The 18,383-nt window shown below is 61.5% G+C and carries 17 protein-coding genes and 1 pseudogene; 11 read left to right on the forward strand and 7 right to left on the reverse strand.

The window, feature by feature from the left end:
* Nucleotides 1-79: 79 nt before the first annotated feature.
* The 3 genes from B0G38_RS22655 to B0G38_RS22665 form a co-directional block, all read right to left on the reverse strand.
* Complete coding sequence (locus B0G38_RS22655; RefSeq protein WP_264671564.1) at nt 80-1,558, reverse strand: sugar transferase; 1,479 nt, start codon at nt 1,556-1,558, stop codon at nt 80-82.
* Nucleotides 1,559-1,645: 87 nt separating this feature from the next.
* Complete coding sequence (locus B0G38_RS22660; protein ID WP_264671565.1) at nt 1,646-2,248, reverse strand: arsenate reductase/protein-tyrosine-phosphatase family protein; 603 nt, start codon at nt 2,246-2,248, stop codon at nt 1,646-1,648.
* A 32-nt stretch (nt 2,249-2,280) separates the two neighbouring features.
* Nucleotides 2,281-2,757, reverse strand: a complete 477-nt coding sequence (locus B0G38_RS22665) for a hypothetical protein (protein WP_264671566.1) — start codon at nt 2,755-2,757, stop codon at nt 2,281-2,283.
* Nucleotides 2,758-2,945: 188 nt separating this feature from the next.
* Between B0G38_RS22665 and B0G38_RS22670 the strand changes: the two genes are divergently transcribed.
* Together B0G38_RS22670 and B0G38_RS22675 are read left to right on the forward strand one after the other, a co-directional pair.
* Nucleotides 2,946-4,127, forward strand: coding sequence for a carboxylate-amine ligase (locus B0G38_RS22670; protein ID WP_264671567.1), 1,182 nt, complete (start codon nt 2,946-2,948; stop codon nt 4,125-4,127).
* A complete protein-coding gene (locus tag B0G38_RS22675; RefSeq protein ID WP_264671568.1) occupies nt 4,124-4,507 on the forward strand; it encodes a hypothetical protein in 384 nt (127 codons plus the stop codon). Before B0G38_RS22670 ends, B0G38_RS22675 begins: the two co-directional genes overlap by 4 nt.
* 64 nt (nt 4,508-4,571) lie before the next feature.
* Here B0G38_RS22675 and B0G38_RS22680 read toward each other — a convergent pair whose 3' ends face one another.
* Both B0G38_RS22680 and B0G38_RS22685 read right to left on the reverse strand, forming a co-directional pair.
* Complete coding sequence (locus tag B0G38_RS22680) at nt 4,572-4,784, reverse strand: hypothetical protein (RefSeq protein ID WP_264671569.1); 213 nt, start codon at nt 4,782-4,784, stop codon at nt 4,572-4,574.
* 138 nt (nt 4,785-4,922) lie between these two features.
* Nucleotides 4,923-7,973: a hypothetical protein gene (locus tag B0G38_RS22685; protein ID WP_264671570.1), complete on the reverse strand. Its 3,051-nt coding sequence runs from the start codon at nt 7,971-7,973 to the stop codon at nt 4,923-4,925.
* Nucleotides 7,974-8,508: 535 nt separating this feature from the next.
* Between B0G38_RS22685 and B0G38_RS22690 the strand changes: the two genes are divergently transcribed.
* The 8 genes from B0G38_RS22690 to B0G38_RS22725 all read left to right on the forward strand — a co-directional run bounded on the left by B0G38_RS22690 (nt 8,509) and on the right by B0G38_RS22725 (nt 14,319).
* Nucleotides 8,509-9,528, forward strand: a complete 1,020-nt coding sequence (locus tag B0G38_RS22690; RefSeq protein ID WP_264671571.1) for a helix-turn-helix domain-containing protein — start codon at nt 8,509-8,511, stop codon at nt 9,526-9,528.
* A 177-nt stretch (nt 9,529-9,705) separates the two neighbouring features.
* Nucleotides 9,706-9,882 carry a CsbD family protein gene (locus B0G38_RS22695; protein WP_264671572.1) on the forward strand — a complete coding sequence of 59 codons (177 nt, stop codon included), beginning with the start codon at nt 9,706-9,708 and terminating at the stop codon, nt 9,880-9,882.
* A gap of 340 nt (nt 9,883-10,222) precedes the next feature.
* Nucleotides 10,223-11,062 (forward strand): glucose 1-dehydrogenase, encoded by an 840-nt coding sequence (locus tag B0G38_RS22700; protein ID WP_264671573.1) that lies wholly within the window; start codon nt 10,223-10,225, stop codon nt 11,060-11,062.
* A 102-nt stretch (nt 11,063-11,164) separates the two neighbouring features.
* Nucleotides 11,165-11,581 carry a GNAT family N-acetyltransferase gene (locus tag B0G38_RS22705; protein WP_264671574.1) on the forward strand — a complete coding sequence of 139 codons (417 nt, stop codon included), beginning with the start codon at nt 11,165-11,167 and terminating at the stop codon, nt 11,579-11,581.
* Between the two features lie 8 nt (nt 11,582-11,589).
* Nucleotides 11,590-12,717 (forward strand): AI-2E family transporter, encoded by a 1,128-nt coding sequence (locus B0G38_RS22710; protein ID WP_264671575.1) that lies wholly within the window; start codon nt 11,590-11,592, stop codon nt 12,715-12,717.
* Entirely contained in the window at nt 12,717-13,472 is a 756-nt protein-coding gene (locus tag B0G38_RS22715; protein ID WP_264671582.1) for a ZIP family metal transporter, read from the forward strand. The genes B0G38_RS22710 and B0G38_RS22715 overlap by 1 nt, the downstream gene beginning before the upstream one ends.
* A gap of 193 nt (nt 13,473-13,665) precedes the next feature.
* Complete coding sequence (locus tag B0G38_RS22720; protein ID WP_264671576.1) at nt 13,666-13,959, forward strand: hypothetical protein; 294 nt, start codon at nt 13,666-13,668, stop codon at nt 13,957-13,959.
* Between the two features lie 126 nt (nt 13,960-14,085).
* The gene (locus B0G38_RS22725) at nt 14,086-14,319 is read left to right on the forward strand and encodes a hypothetical protein (RefSeq protein ID WP_264671577.1); all 234 of its coding nucleotides are present in this window, start codon (nt 14,086-14,088) and stop codon (nt 14,317-14,319) included.
* 12 nt (nt 14,320-14,331) lie between these two features.
* Here the strand turns inward: B0G38_RS22725 and B0G38_RS22735 are convergent.
* Nucleotides 14,332-15,461: pseudogene (locus B0G38_RS22735) on the reverse strand (calcium:cation antiporter).
* 373 nt (nt 15,462-15,834) lie between these two features.
* Nucleotides 15,835-16,158: a hypothetical protein gene (locus B0G38_RS22740; protein ID WP_264671580.1), complete on the reverse strand. Its 324-nt coding sequence runs from the start codon at nt 16,156-16,158 to the stop codon at nt 15,835-15,837.
* Nucleotides 16,159-16,956: 798 nt separating this feature from the next.
* Between B0G38_RS22740 and B0G38_RS22745 the strand changes: the two genes are divergently transcribed.
* Nucleotides 16,957-17,565 (forward strand): hypothetical protein, encoded by a 609-nt coding sequence (locus tag B0G38_RS22745; RefSeq protein WP_264671581.1) that lies wholly within the window; start codon nt 16,957-16,959, stop codon nt 17,563-17,565.
* Nucleotides 17,566-18,383: the final 818 nt, after the last annotated feature.

Below are 18,383 nucleotides of genomic sequence, written 5' to 3' on the forward strand. Positions count from 1 at the left end.
ATGGAGACCCCCCAGCGCGCCGCCCAAGGCCCCGGAAAGGGCACGAAAGCGAACCCCACGGCCCAAAATTGCCCCTTGTTCAGCGCCCTCCTAGGGACCAGTTCTCTACATAGTAGAGGTCCAGGCGGATGCTTTGCTCCGCATCTAGGTCGCTGCGGCCGCTAACCTGCCAAAGCCCCGTTATGCCTGGTTTTACATACAATCGGCGATGCATGGAATCATCGTACAGTTCCACCTCTTTGTCGATTTGAGGACGTGGACCAACCATAGACATTGTGCCGTTGAAGACGTTCCACAATTGGGGAAGCTCATCGATGGAGTACCTTCTGATGAATCGTCCGACACGTGTAATTCTCGGGTCATCCTTGGACTTGTAGAACAGTTGCATCCCACCGCTGTCGCCCATGACCTCTAGAAGTTTCTCTTCAGCATTGATGTACATCGAGCGGAATTTATAAATGCTGAACGGTTCGCCACGGAGCCCGATGCGCTGCTGTTTGAAAAGAATCGGACCAGGGCTATCAATCTTGATCGCAAGTGCGGTAACCGCAAGGACGGGCAGTATGCACAGCAGCCCGAAGCCAGATGAAAGGACGTCGAAAGCGCGTTTCAACGAAAACTTAGACCCGCCATACTGCGGAAGTTCGACGCTCATAAGGGGAAGCCCCTCAACTGGGCGCCAATGGATACGAGGACCGGCAACGTCCACAAGCTTGCTGGCCACCACGAGCGAAGTGTTGGATTCCTCCAACGCCCAACTCAGCTCTTTCAAATGCCGGTGTCCTTGCTCGCCGCTGCCCGCAACAATGACAGTGTCTATGTCATGTCGTTCCACAACACCTGCAACCTTGTCAGGCGACGACACAATCGGTATCGAAGTCGACTCGTCTAAAATCACTGCTGCTTCATTCGGGGAACGCACCGCGGCTCCTACTAAATGGTAGCCAGACGCCGGATTCTTAATGATCTTGTTGGCGACGAAGACAACGTCAGCACTGGTTCCCACTATCAGGGCACGGTCGGCAAATGCACCAAGCGTGCGCTTTCGCACCAACCACTGGCGCCACAGATGCCTGGAGACCAGGAGCAGCCCAAGACCAGCCGGAAGCGCAATGGCCAAGTAGCCGCGTGCGATGTCCATTTTCAACAGCATGGCGCAGATGGCCACAAATCCGAATGTAGCCATCGTGGAGTTGATAACGCGACGGTATTCGTCGTTTCCCACACCGAGGACGGGCAGCGCCCTACTCTGAGATATCGCTAGCGAGATCAGCCACATGAACGCGAGCACCACTGAAATTATCCAGTATGAGCTCTGCAGTCCAGACAGTCGCAGTTCCTCATCGGTTACGCCAAAGCGAAGCAACTGAGCCAGCACAACGGAAACGATGATTACCAGGGCGTCGGTAGCAAGTAGCCGCATTTTAAGGGGTCTCGCCCAACTACGCGATTGCCCGCTCGGGGCTACGCTTACATGCGAATGCTGGATGGGTTCTGAAAGTTGCGACTCGCCCTTTCGCGCATGTTCAACCTTCGTATCACGGCTGGATTCGTCCACAGCTGTACCCACTACTACTCCCCCTTGACGGCCCACCGCATTCCGGCGAGTTTATTCCCGTATGAAGTATACGGGCGATCAAAGGGTTTATCTAAGGTCCGGAGTAATTCGCGCTTCAAATTCGACTAATCGTTCCACCGCGGGTACAAGGTCGCGCACCATCTGCTGGTAGACGCTGTCATCGCGGCGGTACGGATCCACGATTTCGTCTTCGTTTTGGTCTGCGGCCCGGGCCTGGTAGCGCTTGAGGGCGGCTAGATGGGGCAGCCGCTTCCACCGGTACTCCACTTCTTTGTCCGATGTGCCGCCGGGGATCTCGGTGTCCGGGTCCGCTTCGAGGGCGTCGATCATGCGGGCGAGTTCACGTACTGTGAAGGTCCGCTTGAGCAGGCGCGGCATGAGGTTGAGGATCCGGTCCCGATGCTCGATGCTCATGGCCAGTACCAGATCCACGTCTGCTAGGTGGGATTCTTGGAGTTGTCTGGCCGCAAAACCCTCAGAAGATCCGCCAAGGACATTGAGCAGGCCTGCTGCGCGGGTGTCCATCGGCGAATTGACGAGGGCCTGGATGCCGGCGCTGCGGACTTCGAAGACGCCGGGGCGGACTTGGTCCAGTTTTTGCTGCAGCAACCGCTCCGCCATTGGAGAGCGGCAGACGTTCCCGGTGCAAATGGTCAGAATGCGGATCATTCCAGAACCCTAACGTCTGGCTCCGCCTTCGGTCATTCTGAGTCGCTGGGCCCCTTCACGTTCGCTTGGGCGAGAGCACGATCGACCCAGTCCAAGTCCGGTGACTTTTCGCGCAGCAGGAGGTACCGGGCGACTACCAGGAGCGCGCCCCCGAGCGGCAGTGTGATCAGGAAGAGTCCCGGGGCGACGTCGATCTCGACCAGCAGTACCCAGGCGGCGAAGAAGGCGTAGGCCCAGAAAGTAGCCTTGACTGCACTCCAACACTCCGGCATTACGCGGCGAGGAAACAGGATGTCACTCCGGTAGGTCAAGGCCAGTGCGCAAAACCAGGCAAAGCCGAGAACGAAGGCCGCCCAGCCTGAGCTTGGGTCTGCCCCTACCCCTGACACGGGCACCAGTAACAGGCCGGCAGCAACCGAGACAGAGATGGCGATGGCGTCGGACATCCGCAGAACCGAACCGGCGCTCAGGTGCCGACGGACAGACTTGGTGATGGGAAAAGTAACCATGTGCACACCGGACCTTTCTGGATGGTGACGGGACGCTTCATTTCTAGCAATCAGGGGTTGGCGAAACCTTGGGGCTTGCTGCGAAAGGCAGCCAGGTCAATCAGCAGGATCGCCTTGTGGCTGCGTTGTGAGGCTTCTACTGTTGAATTCACGGTCCCGAGTCATCAGGTAAGAGAACGGCCGATTGCATGCGCACCTTCGGAGTCGAAGAAGAACTACTGTTGGTGGACTCCACCAGCTGGCGCGTGGTCCCTCGCGTCAGCTCGTTGATGAACCACTACGGTCAGCAGTTGCCGCAGACAGCACAGAACCTTCCATCCGATCCTCCTTCTCCGGAATTCACGGGCCCACGGCTGGCAACGGAATTCCAGCAGGAACAGATCGAGGTGATTAGCAGGCCGCACAGCTCCGTCGGGGATCTGGCCGCCGATATCAGGACAGGCAGGGCTTTGGCCGACTCGTGCGCCGGAGAGGTCGGTGCGCGGACGGCTGCTTTAGCCACGGCTCCCCTACCCGCGGTCCCGCACCCCGCGCCCGATGCTCGCGTCGGCACGATGACCGTCCGTTACGGGCTGACAGCAAGGGAACAGCTGACGTGCGGCTGCCATGTCCACGTGAGTGTGGACTCGGATGAGGAAGGCATAGCAGTCCTGGACCGCGTCCGGATCTGGCTGCCCGTCCTGGCAGCTTTAGCCAGCAATTCGCCGTTCTCACAGGGTGCGGACACCGGATATGCCAGTTTCCGCGGCCAGGCCTGGTCACGTTGGCCGTCAACCGGGCCGCTGGAAATCTTCGGGTCGGCGGCTGCCTACCACCGCACGATCGAGCAAATTCTCGCAACCGGCGTCGTACTGGATAAGGCGATGCTGTACTTTGACGCCCGGCTGTCCAACAACTACCCAACGGTGGAAATTAGGGTCAGCGACGTTTGCCTGGACGCAGACGACACCGTGCTGATCGCCGCCCTCGCCCGGGCTCTGGTGGAGACCGCCGCCCGAGACTGGCGGTCGGGCAAGGATCCGGAACCTGTACCCGTTGCTATCCTGCGGCTCGCTGCGTGGCAAGCGAGCAGATGGGGAACCGAAGCCGATTTGTTGCACCCCGTGACGGGTGTGCCCTGCAAGGCGTCCGATGTTATCGGCTTACTTCTCGAGCACGTTAGTGACGCCCTCGCGGATTACGGAGATGAAGCGCGGGTGCGGCACCTCTATGGCCAGCTGCTTCAGAGGGGAACCGGAGCACGGCAGCAGCGCGATGGGCTGGAGCGGACGGGCTCGCTGGAGGGCGTAGTTGCCGAAGCGGTCCGACTGACACATTCCCAGAACTTGGACATCATCCATAGCGGAACTGGCCGAAAGGAAACGTCATGACCAGGCATCACCACAAGGAGCAAACCGCGGTAGTGGAAGAGGAGCTGGCGGCGACAGTACCCGGGAAAGGCAGGCACATCGCCGTCGACCTGTTGCTGGGCGGGCTGGCGGGAGCGGCTGGAGTCTGGGTGATGGATAAGGTCGGCTGGTACCTGTACGAGCGGGAGGAGCCGCGGGCCCTGGCGCGGGAGTTGCGTGCCCGGGTGGACGGGAAGGATGTTGCCCACGTGCTGGCCCAGAAGGCGGCTCGGCTGACGGGCATGGCCCGCAAGGTGGAGCAGCCGAGCCCGATCGGGATTGGCGTGCACTACGCGTTGGGAATCCTGCCCGGCGCAGTCCATGGCCTCGATGCCGGGGGATGGGAACGGAAACCGTACTGAGGCTGTTTGACCGGGCACGGAAACGGTAGTTTCCCGCCACAATTGTTGAAGGCTGCTTCGGGGGCTATTCGCCGATGCTCTCCCGCGCGGACATTTCAAGTTCCACTAGGGACTGCCGCAGTAGGGTTTCCGGGTTGGCCTCGCCGTCCCCAGCATTGCACTCCCGGAACACTTCCTCCTGCAGCTGCTGCGCCAGCAGATCCAGCTCCTCTCGGGAGAGAGTCTCCAAGTGCGAGGGGAAGGCTTCCTTCGGCGAAAGATAGGGCTTGTCTAACATTCCTGCTCCTTGTGCTCGATGCGTCCCCGGAGTGCCCCCTGCGAGGTGAATCCACCCTACGTCACTGCTCGGCCTGCTGCCTAGCTTCAAGGTTGCGGCAAGACGACCAGCAGGTAAACTGCGGGCCCACGGCCGAGTTCAGGGGCGTTTGCGGGCTGCGAAGAGCACCGCACCGTATGCGCCGATCAGAAGCATCGCCGCAGCGATGGCGGAGACGGTGGCCGTTTGGGAGAGGGCGAACGCGGGATCCAGCTGCAGCAGTCGCGGACGAAGCATGCCGTCTGCTGCCGCTGGCTGCTCCTCGGTCTCTGACTCTCCCGGGCTAGCGGCTTGCTGGTCCTCGGGCGTTTCGCCAGCCTCCGGTCCTTCGGCTTGGCCGCCGAGCGGCGGAACGGGCAGGAGTCGGGTTTCAGCGCGCTCGGCATCCCGAGCGCTGACTTCCGGCTGGTCTCCCTCAGGCGCTGCCGCGATGGCCGATTCCCCGCCGGGCGCCGGGATGCAGATGCTGCCCCTGCCCTCTTCGCCAAGCTGCACGGTGTTCCGCAGGCCGGTTCCGGAGGCCGCATCGGCCACGCAGTCCAGCTGCTCGGCCGGGACGTTTGGATCCAGCTTGATGCGGACATTGACCAGGTAGAGGTGGCTGTCCAGCAGTTCCAGGCTGCGCTCGGTGGCGAGCACAGCGGCAGGGTCGGCTTCAGGATCAGCCCACTCGCCGCCGTCGGACGTTCCCAAAAGCATCCAGCGGGCGTTCTGGATATCCACGCCTTCGCCGAAGTCCAGGGTATCGGTCAGGTTGTAAGTGGCGCCGGCGACCACGGACGGATTCTCCACGGACACCTCGTACACCACGTCCCAGACGCCCTCGTCGGCGCCGTTGACCTTGGCCGGCTCGCGGACGGACTTGGTGACGTTCAGGGCCGGCGCTTCCCAGCTGCTGACGATGGAGCAGACGATGCTCTGCCCGTAGGACGGGACCACGATAGTGCCGTCCTGGTGCAGCGTGCCGCTGCCGCTGTCCAGTTCGCAGGACCAGTCGCTGGCGAGGAACTCCGTGCCGCCGATGAAGCCGGCCGTTTCGGAGAGGTCGTATGCGGTGCCGGCGGCCACGCTGCCGGCGATTCCGGTGGCGCCGGCGACGGCGGCGGCTTCGCCTCCGGCCGGGGTGGCAGAAAGCTTCCAGTCATCCGGGCTGATGCCAAGCGGCGGCTGCGGGCCGACCGCCTTGATCAGGGTGAGCTGCTGCTGGCAGTCGATGGTGTTGGTGACGGCGACCTCGTTGGCGATCATCAGCTTGGTGACCCGGCCCAGGCCGTCCGAGTCGGCAACGGCGCAGCCGGCCGGAAGCGTGAGGTTGGCTCCGAGCGCAAGGCGGGTGCCGGCGTCGTACGCATACACGGTTCCCCACCTGCCCGGGGCAGGCTCTCCCCCGCCGTCCGGCAGGACCAGCTCGGCCGCGAAGCCATCGGGCTGGCTGCCGCCGGCGTACACGGTGCCGTTGATGTTCCAGCTGTTGGTGGCCTTGAGGGTCACAGGCAGCGGCTGGCAGGCCTTGGCACTGAGCCCGTTCAGCTGCACGGAGCTGGTCAGCCCGGTGCCGCTGCCGCTGTCGATCCGGCAGTCCAGGTGGGCGGCGCGGGTACCGGCGGGCACGCCGACCACGGCGCGCACGCTGTAGGTGTGGACGGTGTTGCCGTCCGGGCTGTGGCCGATCACCGTGCCGGCCGGGGCGAGGATGGTGGTCCGGTTGGCATCGGGGCTGGCCCAAGAGCCCGACGCCGGCGCCCCGCCGGTGCGGGTCCAGGTCGCGGACTTGATGGTGACGCCGGGTCCGAAGCCGAGCGTGTCCGAGAGGCTGTAAGTGTTATCCGAGCTGCGGGAGGTGTTGGTGACGGTGATGTCGTAGCCGATGCTCCAGCTGCCGGCCTCGCCCGGGACCGGGACGCCCGCGGTCTTCAGCAACTGCAGGTCGCCTTCCTGGTTGCTGCAGTCCAGGGAGTTGGTGATGGTGAAGGAGTTGATGCCGGCGCTGAGCGGGACGGTGGCGCCGCTGTCCGGGAGGGCCTTGCCTGCGAGCGAGCGGGAGAGCAGGCGGCACTGCTGGCCGGAGGAGAAGCCCTCCTTGATGGTGACGCTGCCGCCGTCTTCGTAGCCGATGGCGGGGACGCCGAACTGGGCGCCGTTGGCGGAGCCCGGGGCGAGCATCAGGTGGGCGCTGACGCCGAGGCTGGCGACCTCCCCGTGTGTGGCGGGCCGGCCGTTGACCTGCCAGTTCACGTAGACCAGGACGTCCGCGTTCTTGATGCCGTCATTGTCATCGTCGTCGTCGCGGGGCTCGGGCTTTTCGATGCTGTTGCCGTTGGCGTCCTCTTTGGGCGTGGGCTTGCCTTCGACGACGGTGATGTTCGGGGTGACCGCGACGGGCTCTCCTGCGGCGTCCGGGGTGCCGGGGGTTTCCGGGGTGGCTTCGCCGTTGGTGTTGTCCGGGGTGTCCTGGCTGCCTTCACCGTTGTCCGTGGGCGGGGCCTCGGTTTCCGTGGGCGTGCCCGGGTCCATCTCGTCGACGGGCGGCGGGACGGGAAGATCGATGTTGCCGCCGTCCGTGGCCGGGGGCGTGGTGGTTCCTCCGGTGGCGGGCGGGTCAACCGTTGCCGGCGGTTCCACCGAGGTGGGCGGCGGGCTGACAACCGGCGGCGTTGTGGTGGGCGGAGGCGTGGTCGGAACCACTTCCTCCGGCGTCGATGTTGTTGGTGGCGTTGTCGGATCCGTGGGAGGGGGGGTGGCGCCTGCTGGAGTCGGGTCCGGGGTGGGCGTTGCCGTGGTTGTTTCCGCAGGGGGCGTTGTGTCCGGAGCGGTGGGGGGGGTCTGCGGCGTGGGCGATGGCGAGATGCCGGAGAGCTCCGGCGCCTGGGTGCTCAGCTCGCGGGTGGTGGAATCGTCCGTGGGTTCCTTGACCGTCCTAGCGGCTCCGTTATCATCGGCCGTGGCCGTAGCAGAGGGCGTTGCGGTGGCGGTCGGCGAAGGCGTGGGCGTGGCCATTGCGGCGGCGGGCCAGCCGAGGACCAGCATGGCCAGCATTACTGCCGTGGCCAGGGCGGTGCGGAGACTTGTATTCAGGGTGGATCGCCGGCCGGCTTTGGCACGGACACTTCCGCGGCTCTTGGCTGCTGCGTGCCGGCGGTGCCGGGGCACAGCGGAACTGGACCTCTCACCTCCGGATCCCCGGAGAGGGATATACCTCATATGCTCCCCCAAGCGGTTGTACGCAGTCACACCGGGCGGCTTCGCTGCCTGCCGGTTCCGACGTCAAACCTCTACCTCATGTGCCCCGCGAAACCGCGGGGCATGTTGCTTTGGCCCTCCCCCAATGAAGGGCCGCGGCGGATGGTGATGCGGTACGGTGCGCGTTCCCGCATCACGCCAACTGGTGCCGCCCCGAGCACCGCGTGCGAGTGTCCTGCTCCCCAGCAGGACCCTTTCCAATACGTCCAAGCTACCAATCGCCGCTTGTAAAAACCATAGTCGTTACCGTAATGCACCGCGTAAACACGCGGAAAAACAGGTTATACGATGCGTTTTGCGGAAGGCTGGACTGTGGTACACGAAGGGTCCAGCGTTGACCACGCACAAGCACGGCGACTTCGCACTTTCTATAGCAGGTAGTCCCTCCCCGGTGCATAGTTAGGTCAGGGGCTCGCACAACTCGTCGTATGTTAGGAGTGCTTCAATGCGACGGCACCCGCCGGAGCTGGTTGCCCGGGTACTAAGAGATCGAGCGCGCGGCATCTCCAGGGCTGAAGTCGCGAGAATCCACAGCATTCATCCCTCTACGGTCGCGCGCTGGGAACGAGCAGAGGAAGAGTCTGTCGAGTTACAAAGCGGAGCACGCGGACAGAGGAACGCTGAACCTCCCAAATCCGAGGTGCTGAAGCGTTTCGATCTGGACGACGAAGCATACGAAGACTGGGCCGCAGGGTTACGAAAGTACCGTTGGTACGAACGTCTCTACTTTGTCTTGGCTTTGCTCCTGTACGCGCCACTTTTACCCACACACTTCCTCGTAACGGAGACGATCCTCCTGTGGCTCGACCTATCGCGCCTGCCACCGGTATTGGCAACAATTGCCGCCTTCGTGGCCGGTTTCGGCCCCACCTTCATTTTGTGGCCGCTCACCATGGTTACCACGAACCTCATACTGAAACGTCTTTGGCCTTTTGAACGCGCCGTTGATCACCTCGAAGCTGCCCAAAAAAAGCTGACGGCTCTGCTCCTCAAGTGCCAGAGCGGCCCTGCACTTACAAGCCGATCCAGACGGAAACATCTGCGTCGCGTTAGCCCCAGCCTGCGCAAAGCATGGTTTCTGCTCCATAACACCGATAGGGCCAGCAGACGTGACATGACGCCCCATGCTTATAAAGCTGAGTTGACCGACCGCAGAAATGTAGCCGCGAATATTTCCATCGCGGACACAAGGCTTTACCGGGAAGGCCCGGACGCTTACCAAGCGGTCCTGGAACTACTGAGAATCGCCCAGAACATGACCATCATGAGGAACTGGTCTCTGGTACAGCTTCAAAGGTACGACCCAGTTGAACCGGAAAAGAGATCTCGCTGGCGGGGCCTACTGGCGTTTTTTGAGCGGGTAGCCTACGTGGTGGGTGCTTTTTATGGATTAACCAATCCAGATATACCGGCTCGCGTTGACAGAGCCTGGGAATTCCTAGAAAGACTCAACTTTCTTCCGTGACAGTCCGTGGACAAGCCGACCAACCGCTATCAACTTAGGAAGTAGCCATTTGAGATTACGGTAAGTAGGCTTAGCAACATCTGCGCATGAACCGTCCGGTTCTCCGTGGAGAGCAGCACAAAGGTGCGACCTGCCGGCGTTTGTCGGCAGGCATCATCAACCGTAGGGAGACACACCATGGGTTTGGATGACAAGATCGGCAACGCCGCAGAGAAAGCCAGCGGCAAGGCCAAGGAAGCGGCTGGCAACGCATCCGATGACGAGAGCCTGAGGGCCGAGGGCCAGACAGACCAGACCAAGGCAGACCTCAAGGGCGCCGGCGAGAAGGTCAAGGACGCGTTCAAGAAAGACTGACTGAATCACTACTCAAGAGGGTGCGGCCACCAGGTGGCCGCACCCTCTTTGCTTTTCATTTGGCAGCCGCTCCGCCCTCCCCCAAGAAGGGCGGATCAGCTTTGGTTCTGCGTGCCGGCTGATATTGACTACTTTGACGGCCGGATCTCAAGGAACGGGCCGGGCTTCACGAAGCTTCGGCTCAGAGTTTGCTCAAGGTTGGGACCGTGCTCAAGATTGGCTCAAACCGGGCGCAATGGCTTGCCGAACACCAAAGGCGACATCCGCCGTCGTACGTCTTGTAAGTCTGCTTACTATTGTCGGACAGCAACCCGATCAAGCAGTCCAGCAGGAGGACACCATGAACCAGCCCAAGCAGCAGCAGGACGTACCCGGTATCCAGTCCGAGATGACACCAGTCCCCGACTGCGGTGAAGAGAGCTACCGCGGGATGGACAAGCTAAAGGGCAAGGCCGCGGTCATCACCGGCGGCGACAGCGGGATTGGCCGGGCCGTGGCGATCGCGTTCGCCCGCGAAGGTGCCGACGTGCTGATCTCCTACCTCAGCGAGGACGAGGACGCCCGCGACACGGCCCGGCTGGTGGAGGAAGCCGGGCGGAAAGCAGTCCTCGTGCCCGGCGACCTGGATACCGCCGAACACTGCCGGAAGATCATCGATACGGCCGTGCAGGAGTTCGGCAAGATCGACATCCTGGTCAACAACGCCGCCTACCAGATGACACACGAGACGATCGAGGAAATCAGCGACGAGGAGTGGGAGCACACGTTCAAGGTGAACATCAACGCGATGTTCTATCTGGTCAAGGCGGCACTCCCCCACATGGCGCCGGGGTCTTCAATCATCGGCAGCTCTTCGGTCAACTCGGACATGCCCAACCCCACGCTGGCACCCTATGCCGCAACCAAGGCGGCAATCGCCAACTTCTCCGCCAGCCTGGCACAACTGCTGGGCGAGAAGGGCATCCGGGTCAACAGCGTTGCTCCCGGTCCGATCTGGACTCCTCTGATCCCCTCAACCATGCCGCCGGAGAAAGTGGAATCCTTCGGAAGCAACACCCCGCTGGGCCGGGCAGGACAGCCGGCCGAGCTGGCGCCCACCTACGTACTGCTGGCCTCCGACGACGGCAGCTACATCTCCGGCGCCCGGATCGCGGTCACCGGCGGACGACCAATTCTGTAGCAAACCGAAAAAACAGACAGGTCTGTCTTGCAACAAGAAAGTAAGCATGCTTTGCTTCTGAGTACGGAATAGAAAGCATGCTTACGAGAAAGGCGAACCCCCATGAAGCCTGTAGTACGGGACAATTTCGGCGCCTCACAGTTCGATGCCTACATTGACGGAGCTGTGGTGGCCTCGCTGCATTACCGCATCCACGACGGTGAAATCTGGCTCCTCTTTACCGATGTTCCCGGCGGACGACTGGGCAAAAACTTGGCCTCCAGCCTGATCACCACGGCGCTGTCCGACGCACAGCGCAGGCGCCTGGCGGTCCGGCCATTCTGCCCCAAGGTCCGGCATATGATCGCCACGCTGCCTAACTACCTGATGCTGGTCCCCCACGAGGAACGGCTGCGGCTGCACTCGTCCCTCATCGCCGACAAGCAGGAAGCCGAACGCCAGCAGCAGTTGGCGCGCGTGCAGGAACAGCGGAACGCGCGCCGCCGGGCTGTCCGGGAACATCACCCGGCTGCCGCCTGAGGAACTGCATGAGCAGCAGCATCAGCAGGCAGGATCAAACTTTGCCGGGTGCACGGGCTTGGCAGGACGGATTGGGCCGTGCGGGAAGCCGCGCGGCCCAGGTCCTGCTGATTCTGGCCCTTGTGGCGGTCTCCATCTACGGCCTGCTGCAGATCCGGTTGCTGGTCATCCCCGTGATGATCGCGCTGATCCTCGCTGCGGCCATCGGCCCGTTTGTGAACTTCCTGCGCCGGAAGGGAGTGCCGGGAGCGCTGGCCACGGCGATAGCGTTCCTGAGCCTCCTGCTCCTGCTGGCTGCAACGACCACAGTGATTGTCGTTGCGGTCCGGAACGAATGGGACGAACTTGTTGCCGCCACTACGTCCGGTCTCGACGAGCTGCAGACCTTCCTGCTGACCGGCCCGCTGCCGATCGACCAGGCCCAGATCAACGAGGCACGCGAGGCGCTGGTCGATTTTGCCACCAGCCAGCAGGTCCGCTCCGGCGCCCTGACCGGGCTCTCCGTGGCCACCGAGTTCATCGCGGGCACCACGCTGATGGTGGTGGTCCTGTTCTTCTTCCTCAAGGACGGCGAGAAGATCTGGGACTTCTTCCTGCGCCCGTTCGGTGGCCGGCGTGCAGCGAAACTGCGCCGTGCCGGCTCCCGCACACTTGAGGTCCTGGGCGGCTATGTCCGCGGAACGGCGATCATCGCACTGGTGGATGCAACGGCGATCGGCATAGCCCTGCTGGTTCTGCAGGTGCCGCTGGCCATCCCGCTGGCGATGATCGTCTTCCTCGGCGCGTTCATCCCGCTGGTGGGTGCCACGGTGGCCGGCATCCTCGCCGCCCTGGTGGCGCTGGTGGCCAACGGGCCTGTGGTGGCGCTGATCGTGGTCATCATTGTGATTGCGGTGAACCAGTTGGAGGGCGACCTGCTGCAGCCGATCGTGATGGGCAACGCCCTAAGCCTGCACGCGCTGGTCATCCTGTTCGCGCTGACGGCCGGCACTATCCTCGCCGGGATTGTCGGCGCAGTGCTCTCGGTGCCACTGGCCGCCGTCGTCTGGGCCGTGCTGCAGGTGTGGAGCGCGGAGGATCCCCGCGTTGAAGACCTGAATCCGGACCTGCCGCCGGCGGGGTCCGAACCGACATGATCCCGCTGTGGCTGCAGGCGCTGATCTGGGGAACGGTCGGCGGTGCCGCGTTGGTGGTTGGCTCCGCAGTGTCCTGGAAGTGGCGGATTCCGGACAAGGTGGTCTCCACTATCATGGCGTTCGGTGCTGGAGTGCTGATCGCCGCGCTGGCCTTTGAGCTCGTGGACGAGGCCGCCGAGACCGGCGGTCTCTGGCCCACCGTAGGCGGCTTCCTCGCTGGTGCGGTGCTGTTCGCTGGGGCCAACCTGCTGCTGGCGCGCCGGGGCGCCAAGCACCGCAAGCGCTCCGGCGAACAGCAGCCCAACGAAAACGAAAAGCCCGGCAGCGGCACGGCTATCGCCGTCGGCGCCCTGCTGGATGGCATTCCGGAATCCCTGGTTCTCGGGCTGGGCATGGTGGCCGCGGGCTCCGTCAGCCCGGCCATGCTGGCGGCGGTCTTCATCTCCAACGTTCCCGAAGGCCTCTCCAGCTCGGCCGGTATGAAGAAGGCCGGTCGCAGCGCCGGTTACGTGTTCGGTGTCTGGGGCGGCATCGCTTTCCTGTGCGGTGTGGCTTCACTGCTCGGGTACGCGCTGCTGCAGGGAGCACCCGAGGAACTGATCGCGTTCATCACGGCGCTGGCGGCGGGGGCGATCCTGGCGATGATTGCCGACACGATGATTCCCGAGGCCTTCGAGCAGCACCACATCCTGACCGGCCTCACGGCGTCGGTCGGCTTTGTCATCGCCTTTGCCATCCACAGCGCGGGCAGTTGAGGCGCGGCCGTGATGATTCCGTTGCCTCATGGAGCTGACAGATTACGGAAGGGTTGCAGGCCCATTTGGCCCCTGTCACCCGGAATCCATGCGTCGTAGGATTGATGTTGTCGCCGGCAACGAAGCCGGCCGGATTAAGGAGCCACCGAATGCGTCGAGGACTTGGTCTGTCTACGTCCCGGGAAAAATCAGCATGACTTCAATAGAAGCATTCTCGTCAGAAGGCCTGCGGTGGCGCGGTTGCACGGGGAACTCCGCACCCGCCTCTGAATCGTCGGCGCTTTGTCCGGAGGACGCCGATCTGGCCCGGACCATCGCCGAACATGTCCACTGCGGGGAACCGATGCAGTTGGTCAACGCCGCCGATCTCCCCAGCACGGCACCCCTCATGATTCTGACCGCCGATACGGTCCTGCCTGAAGCGGCGGAAACAACCGTCCGCACCTACCGCTGCAGCTGCGGTTTCACCCTTGACTCCGATCTCTGAGTCAAGACCGGCGAGCGCTGAGCCCACGACTCATATCCGGGGCTGGGCCTCTTCATAGCTGGAACATAGCTCCGCTCCGTACCGTGGATCCCAAGAGCACATAACGCATCGAGGGAGTGGTCGATCATGACCGGCGCAACAGACGAAGGTCTCCGCAGGAACGCAGTTCCCGTTACGCTCGTCATCCGAGCCTGGCAGGAGACCGGCTCCAATGGTTTCCGGGCGCGCATCATCAGTGGCCCACGTCGGATCGGTGGCCCACGCCGGGCACGGGATTCTGGTGTGGAAACAACCACCGACCCGGAGCAGGTACTCAAGCTGGCCCGCGAATGGTTGACCGGCATACAGAATCTCCGGTGAGATCGGCCGTGCTCAGGAGAATACGGCGATGCCGTAAACCGCGAAGACCACAAGATGGGCTGCGCCGTGCATCGCCGTCACCTTCTTGGAAGCAACCGTTGTCACCGACAGCATCAACGTGACGCCGAGGAGTACCAGGTTGGCTGGAGACTCGCCCAGCACAACCGCCTGGCCGGTGAGTGCGCCAATGATGAGAACGGCGGGAATTGTCAGGCCAACCGTGGAGACCAGGGCGCCGTGGCATAGATTGCTGACTCGCTGGATCTCGCCCTGCAGGGCTGCGCGCACTGACGTGATCGACTCTGGCAGGAACACAATCATGGCGATCAGAACGCCGGAAAGCGCCACCGGCGCACCGACGTGCCCGAGCCCATCGTCCAGGAGCGTGGCCATGTCGTGCGAGAGCAGCACGATGGGCAGGACCGTGACAATAAGCAATGCGATCCGCAACAAGACCTCGGACCGGTGCTCGGCGATGACCTGGACGACGCTCCGGCGGTCCTGTCCGCGGTGTCTCCGCCAGGCAGGTCCGCTCCGGCGGCGAAGCGTGGATCGACTTCCCGGAAGTCTTCGGCTTGGCTGCCCATCTGACGGTAGAGGAAGAAAGCATAGAGGGCGAGCGTCAGCACAATGATCGGGATCTCCTGCCCCTGGGTGTAAGAGCCGTCACGCCCGATCAGGGCCGGCAGGGCAAAGGCCAGCGCGGCGAGAACGACCAGCAGGGCGAGATAGGAGGAGGTGCCGGTGCGGTTGTGGCCCAGGTCCCCGTGCTTGATGGCCCCGACGAGCAGAGAGAGCCCGATCACCGCATTGAGAATGATCATTGATACGGCCGTTACCGAGTCCCGGGCGATGGTGGTGTGTTCCCCGGGCCCCAGCATGACGGCGGAAATGAGCACCACCTCGATCAGCACGATCGAGAGTGTGAGGACCAAGGAGCCGTAGGGGTCACCAAGCCGGTGGGCAAGATGCTCGGCCTCATGGACCACCCCGAACGCGCAGACCAGAACGACACCGACGATGACCAGGAGCGCGGTAACCAGCAGCGGCGTGGGAACAGGCGGCTCAAGCAGCGGCCCGGCAAACAGCAATCCGACGACGGCGCCACAGCCGACAACGAGGCGCACTTTCGTTGCCGGCACCGCGGCCGTCCGTCACTTACGAATGTGCCGTTTGATCTCGTCTTCGATCTGCCGCGCCGACGTCGTGCTCTACTCGTGGGCGATATCAGACGCCGCACTTTGAATGTCACCGGCAGCAAACGATATAGGCGGATCCCGCCGCCACGACCAATGCTTGCGCGGCAGCCTTCGCCCGTTCCTGCCAACTCGCCGTGCCGGCCTCCTCCTATGTTGCTTGAGATCTACTCGGAAAATGCTGCGTGGCGATCTTGGGTCTTGCCCGTCATTAAGGCAACCTCCACATATGGCGTCCGCATCGAAGACCAATCGGATACGTAACCTGAATGATGAACAAAAAGTATCAATCGCACGTTCTGCTTGTGTGTTCAGTGCACTAAGTTTTCAAATGACTGTACTTCTCAAAAAAGACGCGGATTGATTCATACACCTCTTTGGCTTCAAGCCCCATTCTGCTCTGGGGATCGCGCAACCAGATAGGTGCCATTGAATACTGCGACCATTGCATGAGCGGTTCGACGAGTGGAGCATATACGTTGGTGCTACCCATAGCGATGAAGTACTCGGCAACGGCGTCTGCTCGCTCCACCATCTGATCCCCCACCTGACCTCCAGCCAGGTGACCATCTTCGGCGGATCGTTGAAGTTGCCCAATTTCTTCTAACGCTATTTCCGCAGCCGAATCTGAAGTGATAAGCATTTCCCCCCCTATGTGAATGCCCCTAAATCTAAGGCGTTAGGCGAGATTTTGCAAGAGAAATCTAATTCCTTTGCGCGGGAGGGAAGCCACCCAGACGGCTTACTCGTGTTGGTCTCGTCGACAGATATTGTGTTTCTAATCCACTCGCTCCATAGGAATTCAAATGTTCGCAGACCTATGGCTCTGAGTGGACCAGCGGTGTCGCCCTCTGCAACACCATCTTCCGGTTCTGAACGGATGATTGGAAGAGAGATAGTCATGGCCTGTGCATGCGGTAAGTCCAGTAGGCCAAGGTTGTGCGGTGCCGAAAAGCTGAAGCGCACGGAATTCCAACTTCAAGTCATCGTTGCCAATGGGGTAGTTGCGCGAGTTGGTTGTGTGCCAGTGGTGGACCTTTACTCCAACGGCGGAAGAACCGTCCGCTTCCAGTAATTCACTCGCCACATCGTCTGTTGTTGACGGCTAGGTCTGCCTTCGCTTTATCTCGGCAGGTCCCGGCCCTGGAGCGCGTCTTGTGAGCGTCTTGGGCCCTTTTGGGGAGATGCGCACCGCTTCGCGTGCGGGTGCTTACCATGATCGCCGGCGGCGAGGACCCGTGCATCGATGCGTTCCTGGCTCGCTGAGCCTGTTGCTAGAATTCCTCACGCGTTCTCCTCACGCACCCGGACCATCGTGGTCGTGTCTTCCTTGCAATGGGTCTGCTCATTGTCTAGGGAAAGACTTCTTCAGGATCGTTTCTGCGCAGTACATCCGGACGCAAAAAGCGCCCTGTGAAATTAACTCGGCCAGAACCGTTGATTGCCACGCACCGCGTTGGTACAGTTTCGACTCACGGCCGTAATGCTGGTTTATGGCATAAGAGCTATTGGGGGAATTATGGGGCTATTTGGCACGCGTGAAGAAGTGGAGCTTCTGGTACCCGACGTCATCGAGATACCAACTTCTATTTCTGATCAATTGACTGACGCCGGAGAGTTTTTTGTTTCTTGGGCATCCTCCTCACTCTATGAAGAGCAGGCACAACAAATCCGTGATTTGGTGACGGCTCGTCGTGCGGCGAACGGGTGGATTGCACGAGACAGCTTATCGGATATCGGAGTCTATGACTTCAAGAATGGACCGTTGACTTTCTTAGTCCAGATGACAGTAAGAGATACGATTGTTCTGCAAGTTTGGGCTTCGTTCGGCCTCAAAGGTGAGAACAAGCGGAGTATCGAATCGGCTGTTGCATCTATCTTCGGGAGAGAAGGACATGCTGCAGCGGCTACATGGGCAATCGGTGCACGCCCCTCAAAGAGCCTCAGTATTGACTTCCTGAACGAGAGCTTGACCGGCGCTTGGACGGAGTCGCTCGCAAGCGTAACTAATGGGGACTTCAGCAAGTCATTTAGAAAGTGGAAACACTGACCACGCGAACTAGATATTAATATGTTGAGAATGGGAATGATGCGTTATGGCAAAAGCATGTCCGCAGTGCAGGAAAAAGACAGGAATGGATATCGGTTATCCGGACTCGCAAGGCTGGTACACGTATCAGTGTCAAGACTGCAAGTTCACATGGAAGGATCCTGAAAAACCATAATTGGAGTGCTGAGATTTAGCACCCCTAAGCACAGGACCAGAACCAACAAGAGCATCGTATTGGAGACAAACCATGACAGATCTACCCCCGTGGCTGCAGCCTGCCGCGCATGTCCGGCAAGCGGAAGACGCCCAGCGCAATAAAGAACTCCTTCAAGAAGCTGAGAGGCGCAGGAAAAAAGAAAAAGAGGAACGTGAAAAAAGTTTAAGGGCAGAGTCTCGACGACGAGCTTCTGAGACCAACGGCAGATAATTCAGCCTAACCTGGGGTTGTCAATGTTGGGCTGAAGGGCGTGTTTAGGAGACGAAAAGGTGCTCTAACAAGGGTCAATAGTGGTGTTTAAGCCGTTATTTCCGTGTCTTGGAGGAGCACCTTTTCGATACCCCAGTCTGCCAATGTCTTTCCCGTCCTTTCCGATTGCTTTTACCGGCCAGTCCCTGGTCTCTCACGCCGAGGGACGGATCCTGGCCTCCTTCCTCGACGCACTCGGATTACGGGACCTGTGCGAGGACAGGCTCGGCAGTTCGTTTCGCACGATGGCCTAACACGGCTCTCCGTGGTTGGTGGTGAAAACGGGTACGGGCCCAGTTATGTGAAGGGCCCGTAGCCCTGCTGTGATGGATGTTCTCGACGCATTCATCAC

Origin of the sequence: Crystallibacter permensis (assembly GCF_025960875.1) — a bacterium.
Classification (GTDB): domain Bacteria; phylum Actinomycetota; class Actinomycetes; order Actinomycetales; family Micrococcaceae; genus Crystallibacter; species Crystallibacter permensis.

Excerpts from the sequence above, each read along its gene's own strand:
- B0G38_RS22660 (WP_264671565.1), bottom strand. The coding sequence starts at position 2,248 with ATGATCCGCATTCTGACCATTTGCACCGGGAACGTCTGCCGCTCTCCA.
- B0G38_RS22665 (WP_264671566.1), bottom strand. The coding sequence starts at position 2,757 with ATGGTTACTTTTCCCATCACCAAGTCTGTCCGTCGGCACCTGAGCGCC.
- B0G38_RS22670 (WP_264671567.1), top strand. The coding sequence starts at position 2,946 with ATGCGCACCTTCGGAGTCGAAGAAGAACTACTGTTGGTGGACTCCACC.
- B0G38_RS22675 (WP_264671568.1), top strand. The coding sequence starts at position 4,124 with ATGACCAGGCATCACCACAAGGAGCAAACCGCGGTAGTGGAAGAGGAG.
- B0G38_RS22680 (WP_264671569.1), bottom strand. The coding sequence starts at position 4,784 with ATGTTAGACAAGCCCTATCTTTCGCCGAAGGAAGCCTTCCCCTCGCAC.
- B0G38_RS22690 (WP_264671571.1), top strand. The coding sequence starts at position 8,509 with ATGCGACGGCACCCGCCGGAGCTGGTTGCCCGGGTACTAAGAGATCGA.
- B0G38_RS22695 (WP_264671572.1), top strand. The coding sequence starts at position 9,706 with ATGGGTTTGGATGACAAGATCGGCAACGCCGCAGAGAAAGCCAGCGGC.
- B0G38_RS22700 (WP_264671573.1), top strand. The coding sequence starts at position 10,223 with ATGAACCAGCCCAAGCAGCAGCAGGACGTACCCGGTATCCAGTCCGAG.
- B0G38_RS22705 (WP_264671574.1), top strand. The coding sequence starts at position 11,165 with ATGAAGCCTGTAGTACGGGACAATTTCGGCGCCTCACAGTTCGATGCC.
- B0G38_RS22710 (WP_264671575.1), top strand. The coding sequence starts at position 11,590 with ATGAGCAGCAGCATCAGCAGGCAGGATCAAACTTTGCCGGGTGCACGG.
- B0G38_RS22720 (WP_264671576.1), top strand. The coding sequence starts at position 13,666 with ATGACTTCAATAGAAGCATTCTCGTCAGAAGGCCTGCGGTGGCGCGGT.
- B0G38_RS22725 (WP_264671577.1), top strand. The coding sequence starts at position 14,086 with ATGACCGGCGCAACAGACGAAGGTCTCCGCAGGAACGCAGTTCCCGTT.
- B0G38_RS22740 (WP_264671580.1), bottom strand. The coding sequence starts at position 16,158 with ATGCTTATCACTTCAGATTCGGCTGCGGAAATAGCGTTAGAAGAAATT.